Consider the following 17,510-nt stretch of genomic DNA (forward strand, 5'->3'; position numbering starts at 1 on the left):
TCTACTGAGTATGCTTTCATTGGTATATTATTTTTAGTCGATTTTATTGTACCTCATAACATCCGGAAGTGCTGTAAATGTAGGTTTAAGCTGTCGGCACTGTCGGTTTTACGAGCAGCACGGGCACAGGGGCGGAAACTGCCTGATGCTCGGCGTGGGGGTACAGGGTGGGTGGAAAGCTTGCTCCTTCTTGGTTCCACCCTTTGCACCGTCTTGGGAATACCCAGAAGCGGGTAGAGCCCGAAAGTCTCAAATGTTGCAGGAAGCGAGTATTTTAGAGGCAATACCCCCGCCTTAAAGTAACTGCTAAGTAGGTAGGCGGATATATGCTGTGTCATCGTTAAGTTTATTCATACTTACCTACTTAACGGCAGCCAACAGGTGCGAGATATCGCATCTGTTGGCAGTGAGAAGAAAGAAATCAACACAAAGAAAAAAGCAAGTGCGATCGTCGCCCTTGCTTTTGAACTTATTGACGAGTCGATGAGTTAATTTAATTAACGCAGATTCGATACAAATTATTTGTTGTCTATAAAACTGTGAATTTGCTCGAATATAGCATTGTCACCGAAAAAAATATTTCGACTGCATTCCTATCACCTACATCGGCGCTAGTAAACAATTAACAGTTAATAACCTTTTATATTTCGTAGTGCCAAACCTCGGAAGGTTGTAGAATAATCCGGTGGAGCGGCAGACGATCGATCAAGCCTTGCTGCTCAAAATGACCCAGGGTGCGAGTGACAGTTACGCGACTTGTACCGATAATTTCTGCAATGTCCTGGTGCGTTAAAATCATATCGATTAGATGTCCTCGCTCTACCTCAGAACCAAACCTCTTAGCCAACCAAGTTAATAGTTGATAGAGCATAAAATCAACTCTTTTGTAACCTCGCATTACCATAAAGTCTTCAGCCTGCTGAATGTGATTGAGCAAAATATCTCTATTTAGCCAGCGCTCGCCCAATAGTAAAATTGCTTCGACTTTAGTGAGGCATTCAATTTGAAAAGGATCGCATTTTGATATCGGTTTGCCTATCGTATCACCAGGCCCCCACAATCCCAAGGTGATAATTGTGCCATCTTCAAGCCACGTTACAGTTCGCACTACTCCAGTTTCAATTCGCCACAGAGCATTGCTTCTGTGGGGCAAGTGCGAGCGGCGAGAAAATGTATGTCGGCTCGTTTCATCAAAAGTTTTAGTGGAAATAGAAGCAATAGTCATAGCCAGTTACTGAAGGAATAAAGTTTATTTCGTACATTGCAGCACGATAGTGTTGCGGGGAAAAATCTATATAAATTAAAGCTTTACTAGATTCCTGCACCGTCTAAAAACTGTGTAATAAATAAATCCGAAGACAGGAATAATCCATTTTTTTCTCTCTCTGCTTGCTCTAATTGAGTTGCTTTGCTCGGAGAGAGTTGAGATTTCAAAAAAGCAACCTGCTCTTCTAAATCCTTAATTCTATCGAACAAAGCTCGAATCGCTTGAGCTTCCAAATCCGGTAGACCTTGAGAATTTTGAGCATCTTCCACCTGCTTTTTCCGAGAGATAATGCGACCGGGAATTCCCACAACAGTGCAATCGCTAGGGACATCCCGCAGCACTACCGAACCCGCACCAATCCGAACATTATTGCCAATTTGAATATTGCCTAAAACTTTAGCACCCGCTCCTACCACTACATTTTCTCCCAGCGTCGGATGCCGTTTTCCTATTTCTTTACCCGTACCGCCAATGGTCGCTCCTTGATAAATTACAGCATAATCTCCAACGATCGCAGTTTCGCCAATTACCACCCCCATGCCGTGGTCGATAAACACGCCCCTACCAATTTTCGCACCTGGGTGGATCTCAATACCTGTTAAAAACCGACTTAGTTGGGAAATCAAGCGCGGTACAAACGGCAGGCCAGCGAAATAAAGCCAGTGTGCTATCCGGTGCAAAAAAAGTGCTTGCAGTCCGGGATAGCAAAATAATACTTCCAGCCAGTTGCGCGCCGCGGGGTCGCGTTCGTAAATAATTTGCAAGTCACTGAACATATTTAGTCCCGCCGTGTTTGGGTTATACAGTATCGGCAGTGCCGACGGTTTAAGCTGCATAAAGCAGTATTGGTTTTGCCATTCTTACATATAATACTATAATCCGACCGAATTACAGTAGTTAATGAGAAAAAAATTTTTCTTCCCCAGCCCTTTCTAAGCTGCCTCGGATATTTTCCGCGAAACAAACGGTACAGCTTGTCTCACTTCTTGCCGCAGCGGAATCTCGATCGAGAATTCCGTCCCCAATCCCGGTGTCGAATCGCAGCGCAGCGCACCCTTGTGCTTTTCTACGACAATTTTATAGCTGATGGACAGTCCCAATCCTGTCCCTTTTCCGACCGGTTTCGTCGTAAAGAAGGGGTCGAACAGCCGTTTTTTGACATTTTCTGCCATACCCGGGCCGTTGTCAGATATCCGCACAATTATTTTGTCAGGGATTGAATATTCTGTGGTTATGGCGATCGCGATCGGATTGGCTTTCGCTGTTTTGGGCCCGCGATCGAGGTTGTAACTCTCAAGGGCGTCGATCGCATTAGCCAGAATATTCATAAACACCTGATTTAATTGTCCGGCATAGCACTCTACTAAAGGTAAATTGCCGTAGTTTTTAACAATCTCGATCGGCGGGCGATCGCCTGTAGCTTTCAGGCGGCTTTGCAGAATTAGCAGAGTGCTGTCAATGCCTTCATGGATGTTAACAGGTTTCATTTCGCTTTCATCTAAGCGAGAGAAATTCCGCAAAGATTGGACGATTTGAACAATGCGATCTGCTCCTATTTTCATCGAAGACAGCAGTTGTGGCAAATCTTTCCTGAGAAAGTCAAAGTCAACCTTTTCTAAATACTCTAAAATTTCTGCCGGAGGGTATAAATAGTGTTTTTGGTAGAGTTTTACCAACTCCAACAAATCGCTAGTATATGCGCTGGCGTGGTGGATATTGCCGTAAATAAAACTAATAGGATTGTTCACTTCGTGGGCGACACCAGCGACTAATAAACCCAAACTAGACATTTTTTCCTGCTGAATCAGTTGACTTTGAGTTTGCTGCAACTCTTGCAAAGTTTGTTCTAGCCTTTGAGATTTAGCCGTGCGTTCTGCTGCTATTTTTTCAATGAGAGCGGTATAATTCCACAAGCTCATTAGATAAAGTGTCGCCGCCAAAGTTAAGATTGTCCCACAAATTAAAACAGTCAAAGAACGCCAAAATCTTAGAGGATTAATGTACTCTGGCGTTAGCCGCAGTTGCAGCAACCACCTGCGATTTTCAATATTGAGAATGCGGGTGCAACTGCTGCCATCGGGGCAGTAAGCTCTTTCCCCAATTGGAAGTTGGTTTTTAATGTTTTCGTCGGTGACGATCCTTTTAGTCTTTGCTTCGTAAAAAGCGAGAAATCTTTCTGCTTCAGGAGCCATAGCATCTTGAAGATACACATTAACAAAGTTGAGTTGAGTTTCCTGTAAAGCTGACTTGACAATAGCATCAACAAGCAAAATTCCCAAAGCAAAACCTTTCAAATTTTCTGGATTTCTAGCAGGTAAGTTTTGCTGCCATTCTGCGGTGTCGCCAGCAGAAGCTTGACTAAAAATTGGCAGAAAGACGAAGACGCTTGCTTGATTTTGTGAAGACCATTTTTGGCGGTCAGTCGCAATAATTTCTTGTCTTTTGGCGGCTTTTTCTAACGCTAGCCGATTGGCAGTCAAATCTAAACCTAAATCTATTTCATCAGTCAGGAATTGCGGAGAGTCAGAAACACGGGGCAGCCAAGCGATCGCCTTCAGGCTCGGATGGCGGTACAGGGCAGAACCAACAAATGTCTTCATTTCTGGTTTTTTAACGCCGTCAAATACGCTGTAAAATGCTCCAGCAGCACGAATTATTTCTAAATTGCTGCTAACATCTTTCTGAATGTCTGTAGCTATTTTGTCCAGCCGATCTTGCAGTTCGGCTTGCATGGATTTGTATTCCCAATTGTACGCAACTGAAGAGGCGATCGCAGACAGTCCCAATCCTGCACAAAGTGTTAATCCTGCCTGGAGGTAACGGCGATAACTAAGTAAAGTGCTAGTTGCTAAATTCTTGAATTTGTTAGCAGTCATATTCTTCACCTATCTTTTTTTTAGTTCTTCCAGCCTCTCTGCCTGGGTTTTCTCGTTTTTCTCGTTCTCAGGCTCTGCCTGGGAATGAATTTCAGGAGGCTCTGCCTCCGATTTAGAGCCACGAGACAGCATTACCAGGCACAAGCCTGGTAACGATGTGGGAGCAGTGTTTTGTAGAAGCGCCCGGATAGTATTTTGAGTAAGATGCAGTCGCTGATTTAAATTGAATAAGCAGGGAAAGTCATCGCGTGTTTGGGCTTGACATAAACCTGCTGATCTCGCGTTAACTGTAGAGAATCGAAGCGCTCGCGACTCACGTAAGCTGTTACTACCTGCTGCGATTCTAACACTAACTCGGTTTGTATTTCCCGCCCTAAATGAATGATGCGACTGACTTTTGCTAATGAAAAACCCGACTCCGGCTTAGTTTTAATTTCCACGTCGTGGGGGCGCAAAAACACTACGTCCGAATGAGCGGCTCCATTATTGCGAGCCGTTGTACCGTTGCTGGCGAACAAACCCGCAGCATTCGACAGCACATTGACCGGCCCAATAAAACTCATCACAAAAGCTGATGCCGGTTTGTCGTAAATTTCAGCAGGAGTGCCAACTTGTTCGACTCTACCTTTGTTCATCACCACAATTTCATCGGCTACTTCCATAGCTTCTTCTTGGTCGTGAGTCACAAAAACTGTGGTGATGTTAACTTCTTTGTGAAGGTTGTGCAGCCACGATCGCAATTCTTTGCGGACTTTAGCATCTAATGCTCCAAAAGGTTCGTCTAGCAGCAGCACTTTTGGTTGAACTGCTAGAGCTCTGGCCAAAGCAACCCGCTGCCGCTGGCCCCCAGAAAGTTGCGAAGGATAGCGATCGCCCAAACCTGTCAACTGCACTAAATCCAAAAGTTCATCAACCCGCCGGCTAATAGAGCCTTTAGGAACTTTGCGAATTTCCATCGCAAAGGCAATATTTTTCCGAATACTCATGTGTTTGAATAAAGCGTAGTGCTGAAACACAAAACCGATATGCCGTTCCTGCACCGACTGATGAGTAGCATTTTCACCGGTCAGGTAAATCTGACCGCTGTCTGGCGGTTCTAGCCCCGCGATCATCCTCAGCAGAGTCGATTTCCCGGAACCGGAAGGTCCCAACAGCGCGACTAAAGAACCCCTTTTAATTTCCAAATTCACGTTGTCAATTGCGTGGAAGGAGCCGAAGTGTTTCGATACGTTCTGAACTGTAATACTCATGAGTTTATTTACCTATTTTTGGAGTTAAACAAGTAAACTCCGCTTATCTGACAGATTTACAGTAGTATATCCTGAAAATAATATTTTGCAAGGTCTGTAACTTTTTGTATAGGATCTCGATGCCCTCCTGATGGGGACTGCGTTTCAAAGTTGAGGCTGGCGGGTCGTCCGAGTTAAGCCGCGAGCGTTTCGAGATGTGGCTGTAGCGGTAAATGCGATCGTCCCAGAGTAAGCAATGCTGAAATTACGCAGAAACCGGGTTTGATGGACGAAAATACTGCATCAAAACCTTTAAAACCTTTAAGCCTCGTAAAAAACCCGGTTTGTTTGCTGTCGCTCTATTTTTTACGGCTGGCGACAATTCCCCGACTCCCGGCGATATTGAAGATTTCAGGTAGGAATTGCTCAATCTGAGGTGCGATCGCACACAATTTAGATCACAATAGTTAATTCAGAAGCCCGCCAGCTTCACCTTTGAGAAACTGACAGAATAGTAAATTCTAACCAGAACACCACTATGGGAAAACCAACAGGCTTTATCGAATTCTTGCGCGAATTGCCCTCCGAACTCTCACCAGTCGAGAGAGTCCACAACTGGGACGAATTTCACCTGCCAATGGAGGAGGACAAACTCCGCACCCAAGGCGCGCGCTGCATGGATTGCGGCATTCCGTTTTGCCACACGGGCACAATTATTAGCGGCATGGCAAGCGGCTGCCCGATTAACAACCTCATCCCCGAATGGAACGACCTCGTATATCGCGGACTCTGGAAAGAAGCCCTAGACAGACTCCACAAAACGAACAACTTCCCCGAATTCACCGGCCGCGTCTGTCCCGCACCCTGCGAAGGCGCTTGCGTGCTCGGCATCAACAACCCGCCGGTGACGATTAAAAACATCGAAGCCGCAATTATCGATAAAGGCTGGGATGAAGGCTGGGTTACTGCCGAACCGCCAGCCAAACGCACCGGCAAAAAAATCGCCGTCATCGGTTCTGGCCCTGCCGGTTTGTCCGCCGCCGCGCAACTCAACAAAGCCGGTCATTGGGTAACAGTATACGAAAGAGCCGATCGACCAGGCGGCCTGCTAATGTATGGCATCCCCAACATGAAGCTAGACAAAGAACAAGTCGTAATGCGTCGCCTCAAAGTCCTCGAAGACGAAGGCGTGACATTCGTCTGCAACACCGAAGTCGGCAAAGACTTACCAGCCGAACAACTGCTAAAAGAATACGACTCCGTTGTGCTCTGTACCGGCGCCACCAAACCCCGCGACTTGGGCATTGAAGGCCGGGAATTAAAAGGCATCCACTTCGCAATGGACTTCCTGACAGCGAACACCAAAGCAGTTTTAGACAAGAGCACAAACGATAACTTCATCTCCGCCGAAGACAAAGATATCGTGATCATCGGCGGTGGCGACACCGGCACCGACTGCGTGGGCACCTCCATCCGCCACGGCTGCAAAAGCCTCGTACAGCTAGAAATCCTGCCCAAACCGCCCTCAGAACGCGCCGCCAACAATCCCTGGCCGGAATGGCCGAAAGTCTACCGTCTCGACTACGGCCAAGAAGAAGCCGCCGCCAAATTTGGCGACGACCCGCGCGGCTATCTCACCACAGCGACAAAGTTCGAGGGCGACGAAAACGGCAATGTCAAAGCCGTGCACACCGTTGAGGTGGAGTGGGCGAAAAACGAGAAAGGGCAGTTTATTCCGAATCACATCCCGGGCACGGAAAAAGTGTTGCCCGCACAGCTTGTGTTGCTAGCGATGGGCTTCCTCGGCCCGGAACAGCCCTTGCTGGATGCGCTGGGATTGGAACGGGACGCGCGCAGCAATGTGAAAGCCGAGCACGAAAAATATACAACCAGCATTCCGGGAGTTTTCGCGGCTGGTGACTGTCGCCGGGGACAAAGTTTGGTGGTTTGGGCGATTAACGAAGGGCGCGGCGTGGCCCGGGAGTGCGACCTTTATCTGATGGGGAGCACTGATTTGCCTTAGTTGGTAGGATTTACAGTAGGGAGACGGCGCCGTGCCCAAGGCGTGTCAACTTAAGCTTTTTGTCCGCCAGTCCTCCCGCCTACCCGGCAGTCCGCCAGGGAATGAATTCCCTGTCTCATAGCGAAAGTCCTCTGAAGAGGACTAATCAGTTTACAAGTCTTTTTCTCAGTCCTCTTAAGAGGACTTTAGCTTTGAGGCAGGGGTTGAAACCCCTGCCGGACTGAGGGTTTAACGCCCTTGTTGACAGGATAAAGGACACGGCAGTGCCGTTTCCCTACCGTTGACAGGATAAAGGACACGGCAGTGCCGTTTCCCTACCCCAAAATAATCCTAGGGGCGGTGCCCCCGTGCCCGCCCTCTCCTGTTCCCGATCGCATTTCTCCACCACCAATCAACCAAAATTCAACGGATCGACATCAATAGCTAAACTAACAGAACGCGGGGTGCGATCGCGCAATCCGATCAAATCCGACAAATCCACCGACTCATCCAAAGGCAACTTCAGCAAAATCTGCCACCGATACCGATTTGCCACCCGCATAATCGCCGCAGGTGCAGGCCCCAACAACTCACACCCCGGTACAGACAATCGCTCAATATACTCCTGACAAACAGACGCCAATTGTACCGCCGTCACCGCGACTTCTGCCGCATCTACACTGCTCAACCGCAACAAAATCAGACGCCCCGAAGGTGGATAATTCAGCGCCGCTCTTTCTGCTAATTCTGTTTCCACAAAATCTGCATATTCGTGCCGCCTAACTGCTTGAATAACTCGATGTTCGGGAGTGTAAGTTTGAATAATTACCCGCCCCGGATCGTCACCTCTGCCTGCACGGCCCGCGACTTGAGTTAATGTTTGAAAAGCTCGTTCGCTTGCCCGATAATCCGATAAGTTCAGCAGCCCGTCAGCAGACACAACTCCCACCAATGTGACTCCCGCTAAATCTAACCCTTTCGTCAGCATTTGCGTACCCAACAAAATGTCAGCTTCCCCATTGGCAAATTGCGTTAACAATCTGCGGTGATCGCCCTTATTTCTAGTCGTATCGCTGTCAAATCGGATTGCCCGCAATTCGGGAAATAATCTCGTTAATTCCTGTTCTACTCGCTGAGTACCGCTGCCAAAGTTTTTGAAGTAAGGAGAACTGCATTCCGGGCAGTTTTGGGGGTGTCGTTCGGTGTGGTTGCAGTAGTGACAGCGCAATATTTCTGCGGTTGCTTCGCCGACGTGGTGATAAGAAAGCGAAACATCGCAGTTCGGGCATTCCATCACATAGCCGCAACTCCGACAAGACACAAAGGTACTGTGTCCTCTTCTGTGAATAAATAGAATACCTTGCTGTTGTCTTGCTCTCAATTGTTCCAGGGCGTTTTGCAGGGAAGCGCTGAAAATTGAGCGGTTTCCTTGCCGCAATTCTTGGCGCATATCGACTATTTCCACAGGTGGCATCGGGCGCGAATAAATGCGATCGGGCAATGATAAATAATGGATATTTGGTAACGAGTAATAATCTCTTCGCGTCCCGACAAAAGTCTCTAATGCTGGCGTTGCGGAACCTAAAATTAAGGGACAATTTTCTAATTCTGCCCGCCATTTGGCAACGGTGCGGGCGTGGTAGCACGGGGCTGGTTGGTCTTGTTTGAAGCTGCTGTCGTGTTCTTCATCGAGGATAATTAAGCCGAGGTGAGGTAAAGGAGCAAAAATGGCCGATCGCGTGCCGATGACAATTTGCGGGGTTCCAGTCAGCATCTGACGCCATGTATCGTAACGTTCGCCGTCGGATAGGGCGCTGTGGTAGACGCAAATTTGCTCGCCAAAACGGGCGCGGAATCTGTCTGTAAGTTGCGGTGTCAAACCGATTTCGGGAACGAGTACGAGGGCGGATTTGCCGCTGGCTAAGATGGGGGCGATCGCCTGCAAATACACTTCGGTTTTCCCGGAACCTGTAACGCCGTGCAGCAGCACTTGACGGAATCCCGAAAAAGAGTTAATAAACGCTAAGGCTTGAGCTTGAAAATGAGTTAAAGTTTTTGGTGCATCGGGCAATTGAGAAATTCCGCGATCGCCCCTGAGAACTTCCCTTTGGTCAATTACAACGCTACCTTTTTGCTCCAAAGCTTTTACAACGGAAGAACTCGCACTGCAAATTCTCAACAAATCGTTCAGCCACATTTCACCGCCGCCGCGCCGCAAAACTTCCAATACTTCTTGTTGCCGCTTGGTTAAATCTGTGACAAATGCACTAGCAATTAATGTCACTGCCGGTTTGAGTTGTGGTTTGGGAGGATTGGGCGGTTCTAAATAACTTTCTACCCAACCGCGTTTCAATAAATCTTTCAATCCCCGATAACTTCCCTTAACTTGGCGCTGCAGGTATTGCCAAGTGTAATCGCCGTTTTTTTGAGATTGCAGCAATTGTAAAATTTGACTGGCTGCGGGATTGAGAAATGTTTCGGCATTGGGAGAAATAGCACTTTTAATTAAGCGAATTCGGCGCACGGAACGGCTTAACAAACCTGGCGGCAGCGAGGCTCTAATTACTTGAATTAAAGGTGTGCAATAATAGGTGGCGGTGCGTTCGAGTAATTCCCAGTAAGTCGGTGGGAAAAATCCCGTACTGACAACATCTTCGACATCTTTAACCCGCGCCGGATCTAAGTCTGGCGGCAGTTGAGAAATGAACCGAATCGCGATCGCGCCTACCTGTTGACTGCCAAAGGGTACACTCAAAATATCCCCTGGTTGCACGGTAAGTTCCGCAGGTAAACGATAGGTAAATAACTTATTTTCCTCCCCAGACGAGTCCCCCGCAACCCTGAAAGGAGAGTCCACCAATACCTCGATCCACTCTGCCCGCACGGTGGGGCGCTGTGGCGGTTCGCTGCTGCCGTAGGATGCCCCGGCCTCTGCCGCTATAGGGGTTGACAAACCAAAAGTGACAGTAGACATAGGGTTGCACATCAAACTAGGAGGAGCCGCGGTCAAAGGGAGTTTTCATTATCCCTCAGTTTAGCTCGATCGATCGATCTTAGCTGCGGGAATTGGCGATCGGAATCTCGATCACGAATTCAGTACCTTCTCCCATTGCGGATATGCACTCCAACCTCCCGCCGTGTTTGTCCACAACAATTTGATAGCTAATTGACAGTCCCAAGCCGGTCCCGTGACCGACTGGTTTTGTGGTGAAAAACGGATTGAAAATTTTACCTTTTACAGTTTCATCCATTCCCAAACCGTTATCTTTGATGCTAATTCTCGTCCAATTTTCGGAAAAAATAGAAGTAGTAATTACAATCTGGCTGGGGTTGGCTTCTATTTCCCCTATGGAAAGCTTTTGATCTCGCTCCCGCACGGCATCAACAGCATTATTAATGATGTTCATAAATACCTGGTTTAATTGCCCCGCATAACATTCAATTTTCGGCAATTGCCCATAATTTTTAACAATTTTTATAGCCGCATGACCGGGTTTTTCTTTAGTCAAATTTTGCAATATTAACAAGGTGCTGTCAATTCCTTCGTGAATATTAACTGGTTTCTTTTCTGCTTCATCTACCCGCGCAAAGTTGCGTAAAGTCAGCACAATTTCACGGATGCGCTCGGAACCCACTTTCATGGACGAAAGAGTTTTCAACAAATCTTCGCGCAGAAAGTTGAGGTCAATTTTGTCAATAAAAGCTTCAATCTCTGCATCTGTTTCGGGATAGCGATCCTGGTACATTGCGAGCAATTTTAAAAGGTCGCCAGCGTAATCATTGACATAGGTAATATTGCCGTAGATGAAGTTGACGGGATTGTTGATTTCGTGGGCGATACCAGCTACCAAAATCCCCAAAGCAGACATCTTTTCTGCTTCGATCAATTTGAGCTGCATTGTTTGCTGGTTTTCCAGAGCTTTTTCTAGTGTAGACATTCTTGCTTTTAAAATATTTTCGGACTCTCTAAATTCCTGCGTGAGCTTTTTTAGCAAAGATGCTTTTTTTTGATTAAGGGCTTGTAATTGGCTGCGTTCGGTTTCCGAATTTTCGAGTTTTTTCCGCAGGATGCGATTTTCCTTTTCCAGCTCTTTGATTCTTTTTTCCCAGTCTCTTGGTTCCATCGGCTATTATTTTTAAACTCAAAATAGTGTCAGAACAGTTTTATTAGAAAATTTAGTTGCACCCTTTACCTAGTTACAATTTTGGAACACATTGCGTCGCCAATTGTGTCCGAAAATTTCAACACTTCCTTTATTTCGGTCGATCTAAAAATCTTATCTAATGTACCTTCAAAATGTCAACATATTAATAACAAATCTCGTTAAAACCGATCGCTACTTTTCTTCCCTGTACTCGCATTTGTGGGCTTTTCATCCGATTATTGATAAATAAGCAGGGCGATCGCAAACTTATAAAGGCGGGCCCAGCGCAAAAAAATGCCCGATTCAGACAACCTTTGTACAAAACCCGTCGGCAATGCAAAGCAAAAATATTAAATGTGAGTGCGATCAGACTCCGGGGCGACGGGAAAAGTGCGATCGACTGGGCGCGCGATCGCCCACAAGCAATCTCAAGTAACAAGCTCGTTGCTCTCTCCCAGAACGCAATCACACTATAGCATTGCTGAGAAATCTCACTTTAATGTGTCGATCGTACTCACACACCCGCACCATTTTGTGCTAATAACTACTACTTGTGACAACATCGACACAGCAGTTTATATTTGGAGAGTAATTGATGTCAGGTAGCGAAGTTCGTGCCGATTTTTGGATGAGCGAGTACATTACCCCTTGGGATATTTACGTTCACGGCGTCATCGCGGTGCTCGCTTACAAGAAAACAGCCTATCAAGAAATGTACGTAGTTCAGACCGGTACCTACGGCAAAGGCTTAGTTTTAGACGGTAAGTGGCAATCTTGTACAGGCGACGAGTTTCTGTACCACGAACCCCTGGTACACCCAGCCATGATTTGTCACGGTTCACCCAAAAAAGTCCTCGTTCTCGGTGGCGGAGAAGGAGCTACGATTAGAGAAGTTCTGCGCTGGAAAACAGTTGAAAAAGTCGTGATGATCGACATTGACGGCGAAGTAGTAGAAGCTTGCCGCGAACACCTGCCAGAAATGCACCAAAATGCCTTTGACGACCCCCGCTGCGAAGTAGTAATCGGCGATGCTTTGGACTATTTAGATAAAACAGACAATGATTGGGATATTGTCATTTCTGACTTGTCCGATCCCATTGAAGAAGGCCCATCTTTCCAGTTGTTTACCAAGGAGTATTTTGAGAAAGTTCGCAGCGTAATGTCACCTAACGGATATTTCGTAGTGCAAGCGGGCCCCGTTTCTCCGGCAGAAATGAAAATGCACGCTCGCATTGTAAATACCCTGAAATCTGTTTTTTCCAATGTTCAATCCTGCACCAGCTTTATTTCTACTTATGGAGCTCCTTGGGGTTTTGCCGTAGCTTCTAATCAAGAAATAAATACGCGACCAGATCCCGAAGCTACTGACAAATTACTCGCCGAGAAAACAACTGGCGGGTTGCGGATGTTCGACGGAATTACGCTGTTGGGATTGATGCAAGTTCCCGGTCACTTACGGCAGGTAATCGCCGCTGAAACCGAAGTTTACACTATGGCAGCACCGCCTAAATTTTTCGGGAAAGGCTCTGTCAGTCAGTGAAGTTAAATTGAAAGAGAAAACTCGTTTGGAGTAACTGAGATGAACAATTTAATTCGCATAGTCGCTGCAATTTTTCTTCCCCCTCTGGGCGTATTTTTGACTGTCGGCATCGGTATGGATTTTTGGATCAACCTGGTTCTCACGTTTTTGGGCTTTATTCCCGGTATCATTCACGCTGTTTGGGTGATTGCTAAGCACGATCGAGCTTAACTTGAGGGCAAATCCAGTTTTTGGATAATAAACAGGCAAGAGAAAATAAACTTTCTTTTGCCTGTTTTCACGAATTAATCTGGATTAAATCTGCATTCATCCGCGTTCCTCTGCGGTTAAAAATAAAAAAATCTAATTCTTATGACAATTAGATTGCACCTCAATTTCTTCACAAACCAATTCAGCAATTTTTTTCGCCGCCCCCGATTCTCCTCGAACCGCACGCAAACGATCGCCCATTTGTGCTAATTTATCAGGATGGCTCAAATAGTCGATCGCCAATTGAGCCACAGCATCGGGTTCCAGCTTCCCAATTAACTCCGGCACAATCTCTTCCTGTGCCCAAATATTCGGCCAAGCATAAAGCTTTCCCTTTCCCAATTGCCAGATTAGCCAATTAATCGCAGTCGCAAAAGCTGAACCGACTAACGGTAAATTTGCCAGCAATCCCGGCAATCCGTCCCAAGCTTTCATCGCATCCAATTGCTGCGTCGGAATCAAAACAATCATCGGTACGGCTAACGAACCCAATTCGGCAGTATTCGCTCCCACAGTAGTTAAACACAGGCTGCATTCTGATAGCAAATCGTAGGCGGGCGTCTGCGTCCAAAGTTCTACTTGCAAGTTATTTGCTGTCTGCAAAAACGACCGTTCTGTTAAATGAAGTTCGGCGCTGGCGTTCTCAAATAAATGCAGGCAAGGATTTTGTTCAGGGTCGGCAAAACCTGCTAGAGTTTGCACATCTATGGTAGGAGCAACGGGAATTACAAAGCGAGTTTCAGGGCGGATGCGGTGGATGGATTGGGCGATCGACAAACATAACGGTACACCTAAAGCTAATTTGGCGGCTTTAGAACCCGGCAACAATCCAATTAATTCTATTGTCCGTAGGGGCGGTGCCCCCGTACTCGCCCTGCCGGATTTCCCGTTCCCTACTTCGGAAATCAAATCTCCGACAACTGTAAATTTCTTAGCATATTTTTCGGGAATTTTAGCAAAAACTTCCGGTTTCATCGCCGCAAATTTGTCAATCCAGCGGTACCACCGCGCGTCCCATTCAGCATAAATAACAGTGCGATATTTGAGCCTTTTGCCAATAACAACCGTAAAAAATTGATCGCCGCCTAAAAATAAAACAACTCCTGTTTCGTGCCAATCCCAATTTTCAGCAGTTTTGCCAGATAATAGGAATGGAAAAAAATGCTCCGGCGCCTGCACTCTGTCAACTTCTGGGTAGGAACAGGCTATTTCTGCTTCTTTCCCGGTGGCGTGCGGACAGGGGGACAGCACCACAGAGATTCGCGCTTGAGTGCCCGCCTTTCCCAATTGCTCGCGCAAAGCTTGCACGGCGGGACGCACCCAAGTTGCCAATTCTCCGGGGCCGTTGGAGAGGATTAAAATATCTACTGCCATAGGATTTAATATTTGAGAGGATGCAACGGAGATTTTATGACAGATTTAATTAATGCCGTCAAGACGGGTGATGTTGCGGCTGTAGAAAGTGCGATCGAACAGCGTGCAGATATCAATGCCAAAGATGAGGAAGGTGCGACTGCTTTGACGACGGCGGCTGAGGCTGGCAATTCGGCGATCGTCAACAAATTGCTGGGGGCTGGTGCGGATGTCAACAGTCACGACAATGACGGGTGGACGCCGTTAATGAGTGCCGCTGCTGCCGGACATACCGAGATTGTACAGCTTTTGCTGGAGGCGGGAGCGGATGTGAATGCTAAAACTAATTTTGGTTTGACGGCTTTGATGAGTGCAGCAGGTAGCGGGCGCACTCAAGTTGTGGAATTTTTAATCGATAAAGGAGCTGATATCAAAGCTAAGGATAATAATACTTGGACTGCCTTAATTTGGGCGTCTTCGGAGGGCCACAAAGATGCGGTTGAGGTTTTGAAGCTAGCGCGCGATCGCCATTAAAGACTTAGAAGCCGGGTTTATTCGAGAAACCCGGTTTCTGGAGGGTACAATTAATTATCCCACCGAAAGCAGCAATCAGGCAAATCCCGAATAGCTGCGATATTTCTATCCAAGTAAAAGTTTCCCAGAAGGAGATTGTGGTAATAAATTCAACTTGAGATTTCCGCCACCTTCAATAACTGCGATCGTGTCACCGCGGCTGGTTTGGCTAACTCCATTTTGATCGAAGGGCAAGCCGTTCGTTTGGATTGCTAAATCTCGATTATTGTTGGTGGGAACCAGAATGTAGGGATCTAAGGAAAACCCACTGAGTTCGATTATATCCTGACCTTGGGTAAAGTTCCGAATTGTAGCAAAACCCGGCCCAATGTAGAAAGTTTTAAATCCACGAAAAAACGCTCTACTGCCTATTAAAGCTTCCCCGAACACGAATGTATCGCGACCCGTACCGCCAATCAGAGTATCGAATTCGTTGCTGCCGTCACTTTCAGTCCCTACGGTGCTGTTAAGGGAGCCTACTTCAACTCCCTTTAATTCGACATCCCCTACCCCTACACCAGTGAGGATATCATTGCCCCGGCTTCCGACAAAAGTAGCGGAGCGCCTCTGCTCAAATTGCCCAAATTTGAAATAATGTTCTCGACCAGTTTTCAAGGCTCCTGAGTTGACCAACGGCGCGATGTCGGGGTTGTCGATTAAGTATTCCGGTTCCCCAAAAGAAGTCGCAAATCTGCCCTCTTTATTTCCGAATTTGATGAAGTGCTGGTAGCCATTTTTGAAAGTTCCGTTCTGAACAAGTGGTAGCAGTTCTGGGTTATTTGCTAAATAAAAATCTTCGTTGTAGTCAGGCGATACGCGAGTGCGGCCTTCTTCGTAGCCAAACTGAATAAATTGGTCTAAACCAGACGCAAAAGGCGCGTTTTGATTATTGGCGGTGCGAACAAAGGGAGCAAGATCTAGATTTTGAGCTAGATAGGTTTCTTCGTCAAAGTAACGCGATACTTGGGTGAGGCCGCGGGCTTGACCGAACTTTTCAAAGTGTTCTCTGCCGGATTTTATAATTCCTGAATCAATGGCTGGTTTGACCCAAGGATATTGCGCCAGGTAGTATTGTTCATCAAAAATGTCATAATTAGTCATAAGTTTTGCTCCAAGCTGAGTCTGCTTACTTGTCGGTTAAACTTGATCCACTATTACTAATTCTACTAACTCAGTATGTCAAGTTACAGCACTTTTTAGGTAAATGAAGCACAAAAAATTGGTTGTTGTAGGGGCGGTACCAACAGTGCGCGCCCTTCTGGGTTTTGGAGGTTTACTTGAGCAACATGGAACCTGCTGTAATTATTGTCAAGCCTGTTTTATGATTTTTATGGCAAACACAACAGTGCGAGCGCCCTTTTTGCGAATGTGCGATCGTACTCCCCAGCAGACAAAGGTGAACCCATACCAGTGTCAAGATTTCTATCCAAGAAAAGATGTAAAAGTACCTGATTTTGGTAATAAATTTAAACTGAGATTTCCGCCGCCTTCAATAACAGCGATCGTGTCAAACGGAGGGGTTATGGTAACTCCATTTTCAACGAAGGAATAACCCCTGGTTTGGATAGCTAAATCTCGATTATTGTTGATCGGAAACATCAATATGTTTTCTAAGGGCGGACTTATCTGGATGGTATCCTGACCTTGAGTAAAGTTCCGAATTGTAGCAAAACCCGGCCCGACGTAGAACTGGTAGGGTGCGAACGGGTCCCCCAACTTGGAGTTTCGGAGAACATCGGCAAGTACGAATGTATCGCGACTACTACCGCCAATAAGAGTATCGAATTCATTGCTGCCGTTACTTTCATACCATGGGATGTTGTTTCCAGGTAATAAACCTAATTTAACTCCTATTAATTCGACATACGCCACCCCGGAACCACTGAGAATGTCATTGCCGGAAGTTCCGAAAACAGTCGCACTGGTTGCGAATTGAATGAAATGCTGGTAGCCACTTTTAAAAGTTCCATTCTGAATAAACGGCAGCAAATCTCGCCGACTTTCTAGATACAACGCTTCGTCATAATCAGGTGATACTTGACTGCGACCCTGTTCGTAACCGTATTGGATAAAGTGGTCTAGTCCTGTAGAAAAAGGCGCATTTGGGTTGTTGGGGGTGCGGATAAAAAGTTTGAGGTCTGGATTTCCTTCCACGTAAGTATCTTCGTCAAAATACCGCGATATTTTTGTGAGGCCGCCGGCTTGACCGAACTTTTCAAAGTGTTCTCTGCCGGATTTTATAATTCCTGAATCAATGGCTGGTTTGACCCAAGGAT

14 protein-coding genes are annotated in these 17,510 nt (G+C 46.5%); 5 read left to right on the top strand and 9 right to left on the bottom strand.

What is annotated here, in order from left to right; genetic code table 11:
* Positions 1-640: 640 nt before the first annotated feature.
* From QUA47_RS26750 to QUA47_RS26765, 4 genes are all read right to left on the bottom strand, one after another.
* Complete coding sequence (locus QUA47_RS26750; RefSeq protein ID WP_333432992.1) at positions 641-1,225, bottom strand: Crp/Fnr family transcriptional regulator; 585 nt, start codon at positions 1,223-1,225, stop codon at positions 641-643.
* Between the two features lie 86 nt (positions 1,226-1,311).
* Positions 1,312-2,043, bottom strand: a complete 732-nt coding sequence (cysE, locus tag QUA47_RS26755; RefSeq protein WP_445302550.1) for a serine O-acetyltransferase — start codon at positions 2,041-2,043, stop codon at positions 1,312-1,314.
* A 156-nt stretch (positions 2,044-2,199) separates the two neighbouring features.
* Positions 2,200-4,143, bottom strand: a complete 1,944-nt coding sequence (locus QUA47_RS26760) for an ATP-binding protein (RefSeq protein ID WP_333432994.1) — start codon at positions 4,141-4,143, stop codon at positions 2,200-2,202.
* A gap of 218 nt (positions 4,144-4,361) precedes the next feature.
* Positions 4,362-5,393 carry a sulfate/molybdate ABC transporter ATP-binding protein gene (locus QUA47_RS26765; protein ID WP_333432995.1) on the bottom strand — a complete coding sequence of 344 codons (1,032 nt, stop codon included), beginning with the start codon at positions 5,391-5,393 and terminating at the stop codon, positions 4,362-4,364.
* Positions 5,394-5,910: 517 nt separating this feature from the next.
* On the opposite strand from QUA47_RS26765, the gene gltD reads away from it, so the two are divergent.
* On the top strand, positions 5,911-7,395 hold the full coding sequence (gene gltD, locus QUA47_RS26770) for a glutamate synthase small subunit (protein ID WP_333432996.1): 1,485 nt from the start codon (positions 5,911-5,913) through the stop codon (positions 7,393-7,395).
* Positions 7,396-7,786: 391 nt separating this feature from the next.
* Here the strand turns inward: gltD and priA are convergent, their stop codons facing one another.
* Positions 7,787-10,348 carry a primosomal protein N' gene (gene priA / locus QUA47_RS26775; protein WP_333432997.1) on the bottom strand — a complete coding sequence of 854 codons (2,562 nt, stop codon included), beginning with the start codon at positions 10,346-10,348 and terminating at the stop codon, positions 7,787-7,789.
* Positions 10,349-10,427: 79 nt separating this feature from the next.
* The gene (locus QUA47_RS26780) at positions 10,428-11,498 is read right to left on the bottom strand and encodes an ATP-binding protein (RefSeq protein ID WP_333432998.1); all 1,071 of its coding nucleotides are present in this window, start codon (positions 11,496-11,498) and stop codon (positions 10,428-10,430) included.
* A gap of 381 nt (positions 11,499-11,879) precedes the next feature.
* On the opposite strand from QUA47_RS26780, the gene QUA47_RS26785 reads away from it, so the two are divergent.
* From QUA47_RS26785 to QUA47_RS26795, 3 genes are read left to right on the top strand one after another with little or no spacing between them, the layout of a single operon-like run.
* Positions 11,880-12,125: a hypothetical protein gene (locus QUA47_RS26785; RefSeq protein ID WP_333432999.1), complete on the top strand. Its 246-nt coding sequence runs from the start codon at positions 11,880-11,882 to the stop codon at positions 12,123-12,125.
* Complete coding sequence (locus QUA47_RS26790; RefSeq protein ID WP_190662030.1) at positions 12,115-13,059, top strand: fused MFS/spermidine synthase; 945 nt, start codon at positions 12,115-12,117, stop codon at positions 13,057-13,059. The genes QUA47_RS26785 and QUA47_RS26790 overlap by 11 nt, the downstream gene beginning before the upstream one ends.
* Positions 13,060-13,098: 39 nt before the next feature.
* Positions 13,099-13,269 (top strand): YqaE/Pmp3 family membrane protein, encoded by a 171-nt coding sequence (locus tag QUA47_RS26795; RefSeq protein WP_190662028.1) that lies wholly within the window; start codon positions 13,099-13,101, stop codon positions 13,267-13,269.
* 132 nt (positions 13,270-13,401) lie between these two features.
* Here QUA47_RS26795 and QUA47_RS26800 read toward each other — a convergent pair whose 3' ends face one another.
* Positions 13,402-14,682, bottom strand: a complete 1,281-nt coding sequence (locus QUA47_RS26800; RefSeq protein WP_333433000.1) for a lipid-A-disaccharide synthase — start codon at positions 14,680-14,682, stop codon at positions 13,402-13,404.
* A 36-nt stretch (positions 14,683-14,718) separates the two neighbouring features.
* On the opposite strand from QUA47_RS26800, the gene QUA47_RS26805 reads away from it, so the two are divergent.
* The gene (locus tag QUA47_RS26805) at positions 14,719-15,195 is read left to right on the top strand and encodes an ankyrin repeat domain-containing protein (protein ID WP_333433001.1); all 477 of its coding nucleotides are present in this window, start codon (positions 14,719-14,721) and stop codon (positions 15,193-15,195) included.
* A gap of 105 nt (positions 15,196-15,300) precedes the next feature.
* On the opposite strand, the gene QUA47_RS26810 is transcribed toward QUA47_RS26805, so the two are convergent.
* Positions 15,301-16,335: a calcium-binding protein gene (locus QUA47_RS26810; RefSeq protein WP_333433002.1), complete on the bottom strand. Its 1,035-nt coding sequence runs from the start codon at positions 16,333-16,335 to the stop codon at positions 15,301-15,303.
* A 321-nt stretch (positions 16,336-16,656) separates the two neighbouring features.
* Positions 16,657-17,510: calcium-binding protein (locus QUA47_RS26815; protein ID WP_333433003.1), on the bottom strand; the 854-nt coding region annotated here is incomplete at its 5' end.

This window comes from Microcoleus sp. MON2_D5, from assembly GCF_036701905.1.
Lineage (GTDB): Bacteria > Cyanobacteriota > Cyanobacteriia > Cyanobacteriales > Microcoleaceae > Microcoleus.

Coding starts and splice junctions, on each gene's coding strand:
- QUA47_RS26790 (WP_190662030.1), top strand. CDS start 12,115: ATGTCAGGTAGCGAAGTTCGTGCCGATTTTTGGATGAGCGAGTACATT.
- QUA47_RS26780 (WP_333432998.1), bottom strand. CDS start 11,498: ATGGAACCAAGAGACTGGGAAAAAAGAATCAAAGAGCTGGAAAAGGAA.
- gltD (WP_333432996.1), top strand. CDS start 5,911: ATGGGAAAACCAACAGGCTTTATCGAATTCTTGCGCGAATTGCCCTCC.
- QUA47_RS26750 (WP_333432992.1), bottom strand. CDS start 1,225: ATGACTATTGCTTCTATTTCCACTAAAACTTTTGATGAAACGAGCCGA.
- QUA47_RS26760 (WP_333432994.1), bottom strand. CDS start 4,143: ATGACTGCTAACAAATTCAAGAATTTAGCAACTAGCACTTTACTTAGT.
- QUA47_RS26805 (WP_333433001.1), top strand. CDS start 14,719: ATGACAGATTTAATTAATGCCGTCAAGACGGGTGATGTTGCGGCTGTA.
- QUA47_RS26810 (WP_333433002.1), bottom strand. CDS start 16,335: ATGACTAATTATGACATTTTTGATGAACAATACTACCTGGCGCAATAT.
- QUA47_RS26800 (WP_333433000.1), bottom strand. CDS start 14,682: ATGGCAGTAGATATTTTAATCCTCTCCAACGGCCCCGGAGAATTGGCA.
- QUA47_RS26795 (WP_190662028.1), top strand. CDS start 13,099: ATGAACAATTTAATTCGCATAGTCGCTGCAATTTTTCTTCCCCCTCTG.
- QUA47_RS26765 (WP_333432995.1), bottom strand. CDS start 5,393: ATGAGTATTACAGTTCAGAACGTATCGAAACACTTCGGCTCCTTCCAC.
- priA (WP_333432997.1), bottom strand. CDS start 10,348: ATGTCTACTGTCACTTTTGGTTTGTCAACCCCTATAGCGGCAGAGGCC.
- cysE (WP_445302550.1), bottom strand. CDS start 2,043: ATGTTCAGTGACTTGCAAATTATTTACGAACGCGACCCCGCGGCGCGC.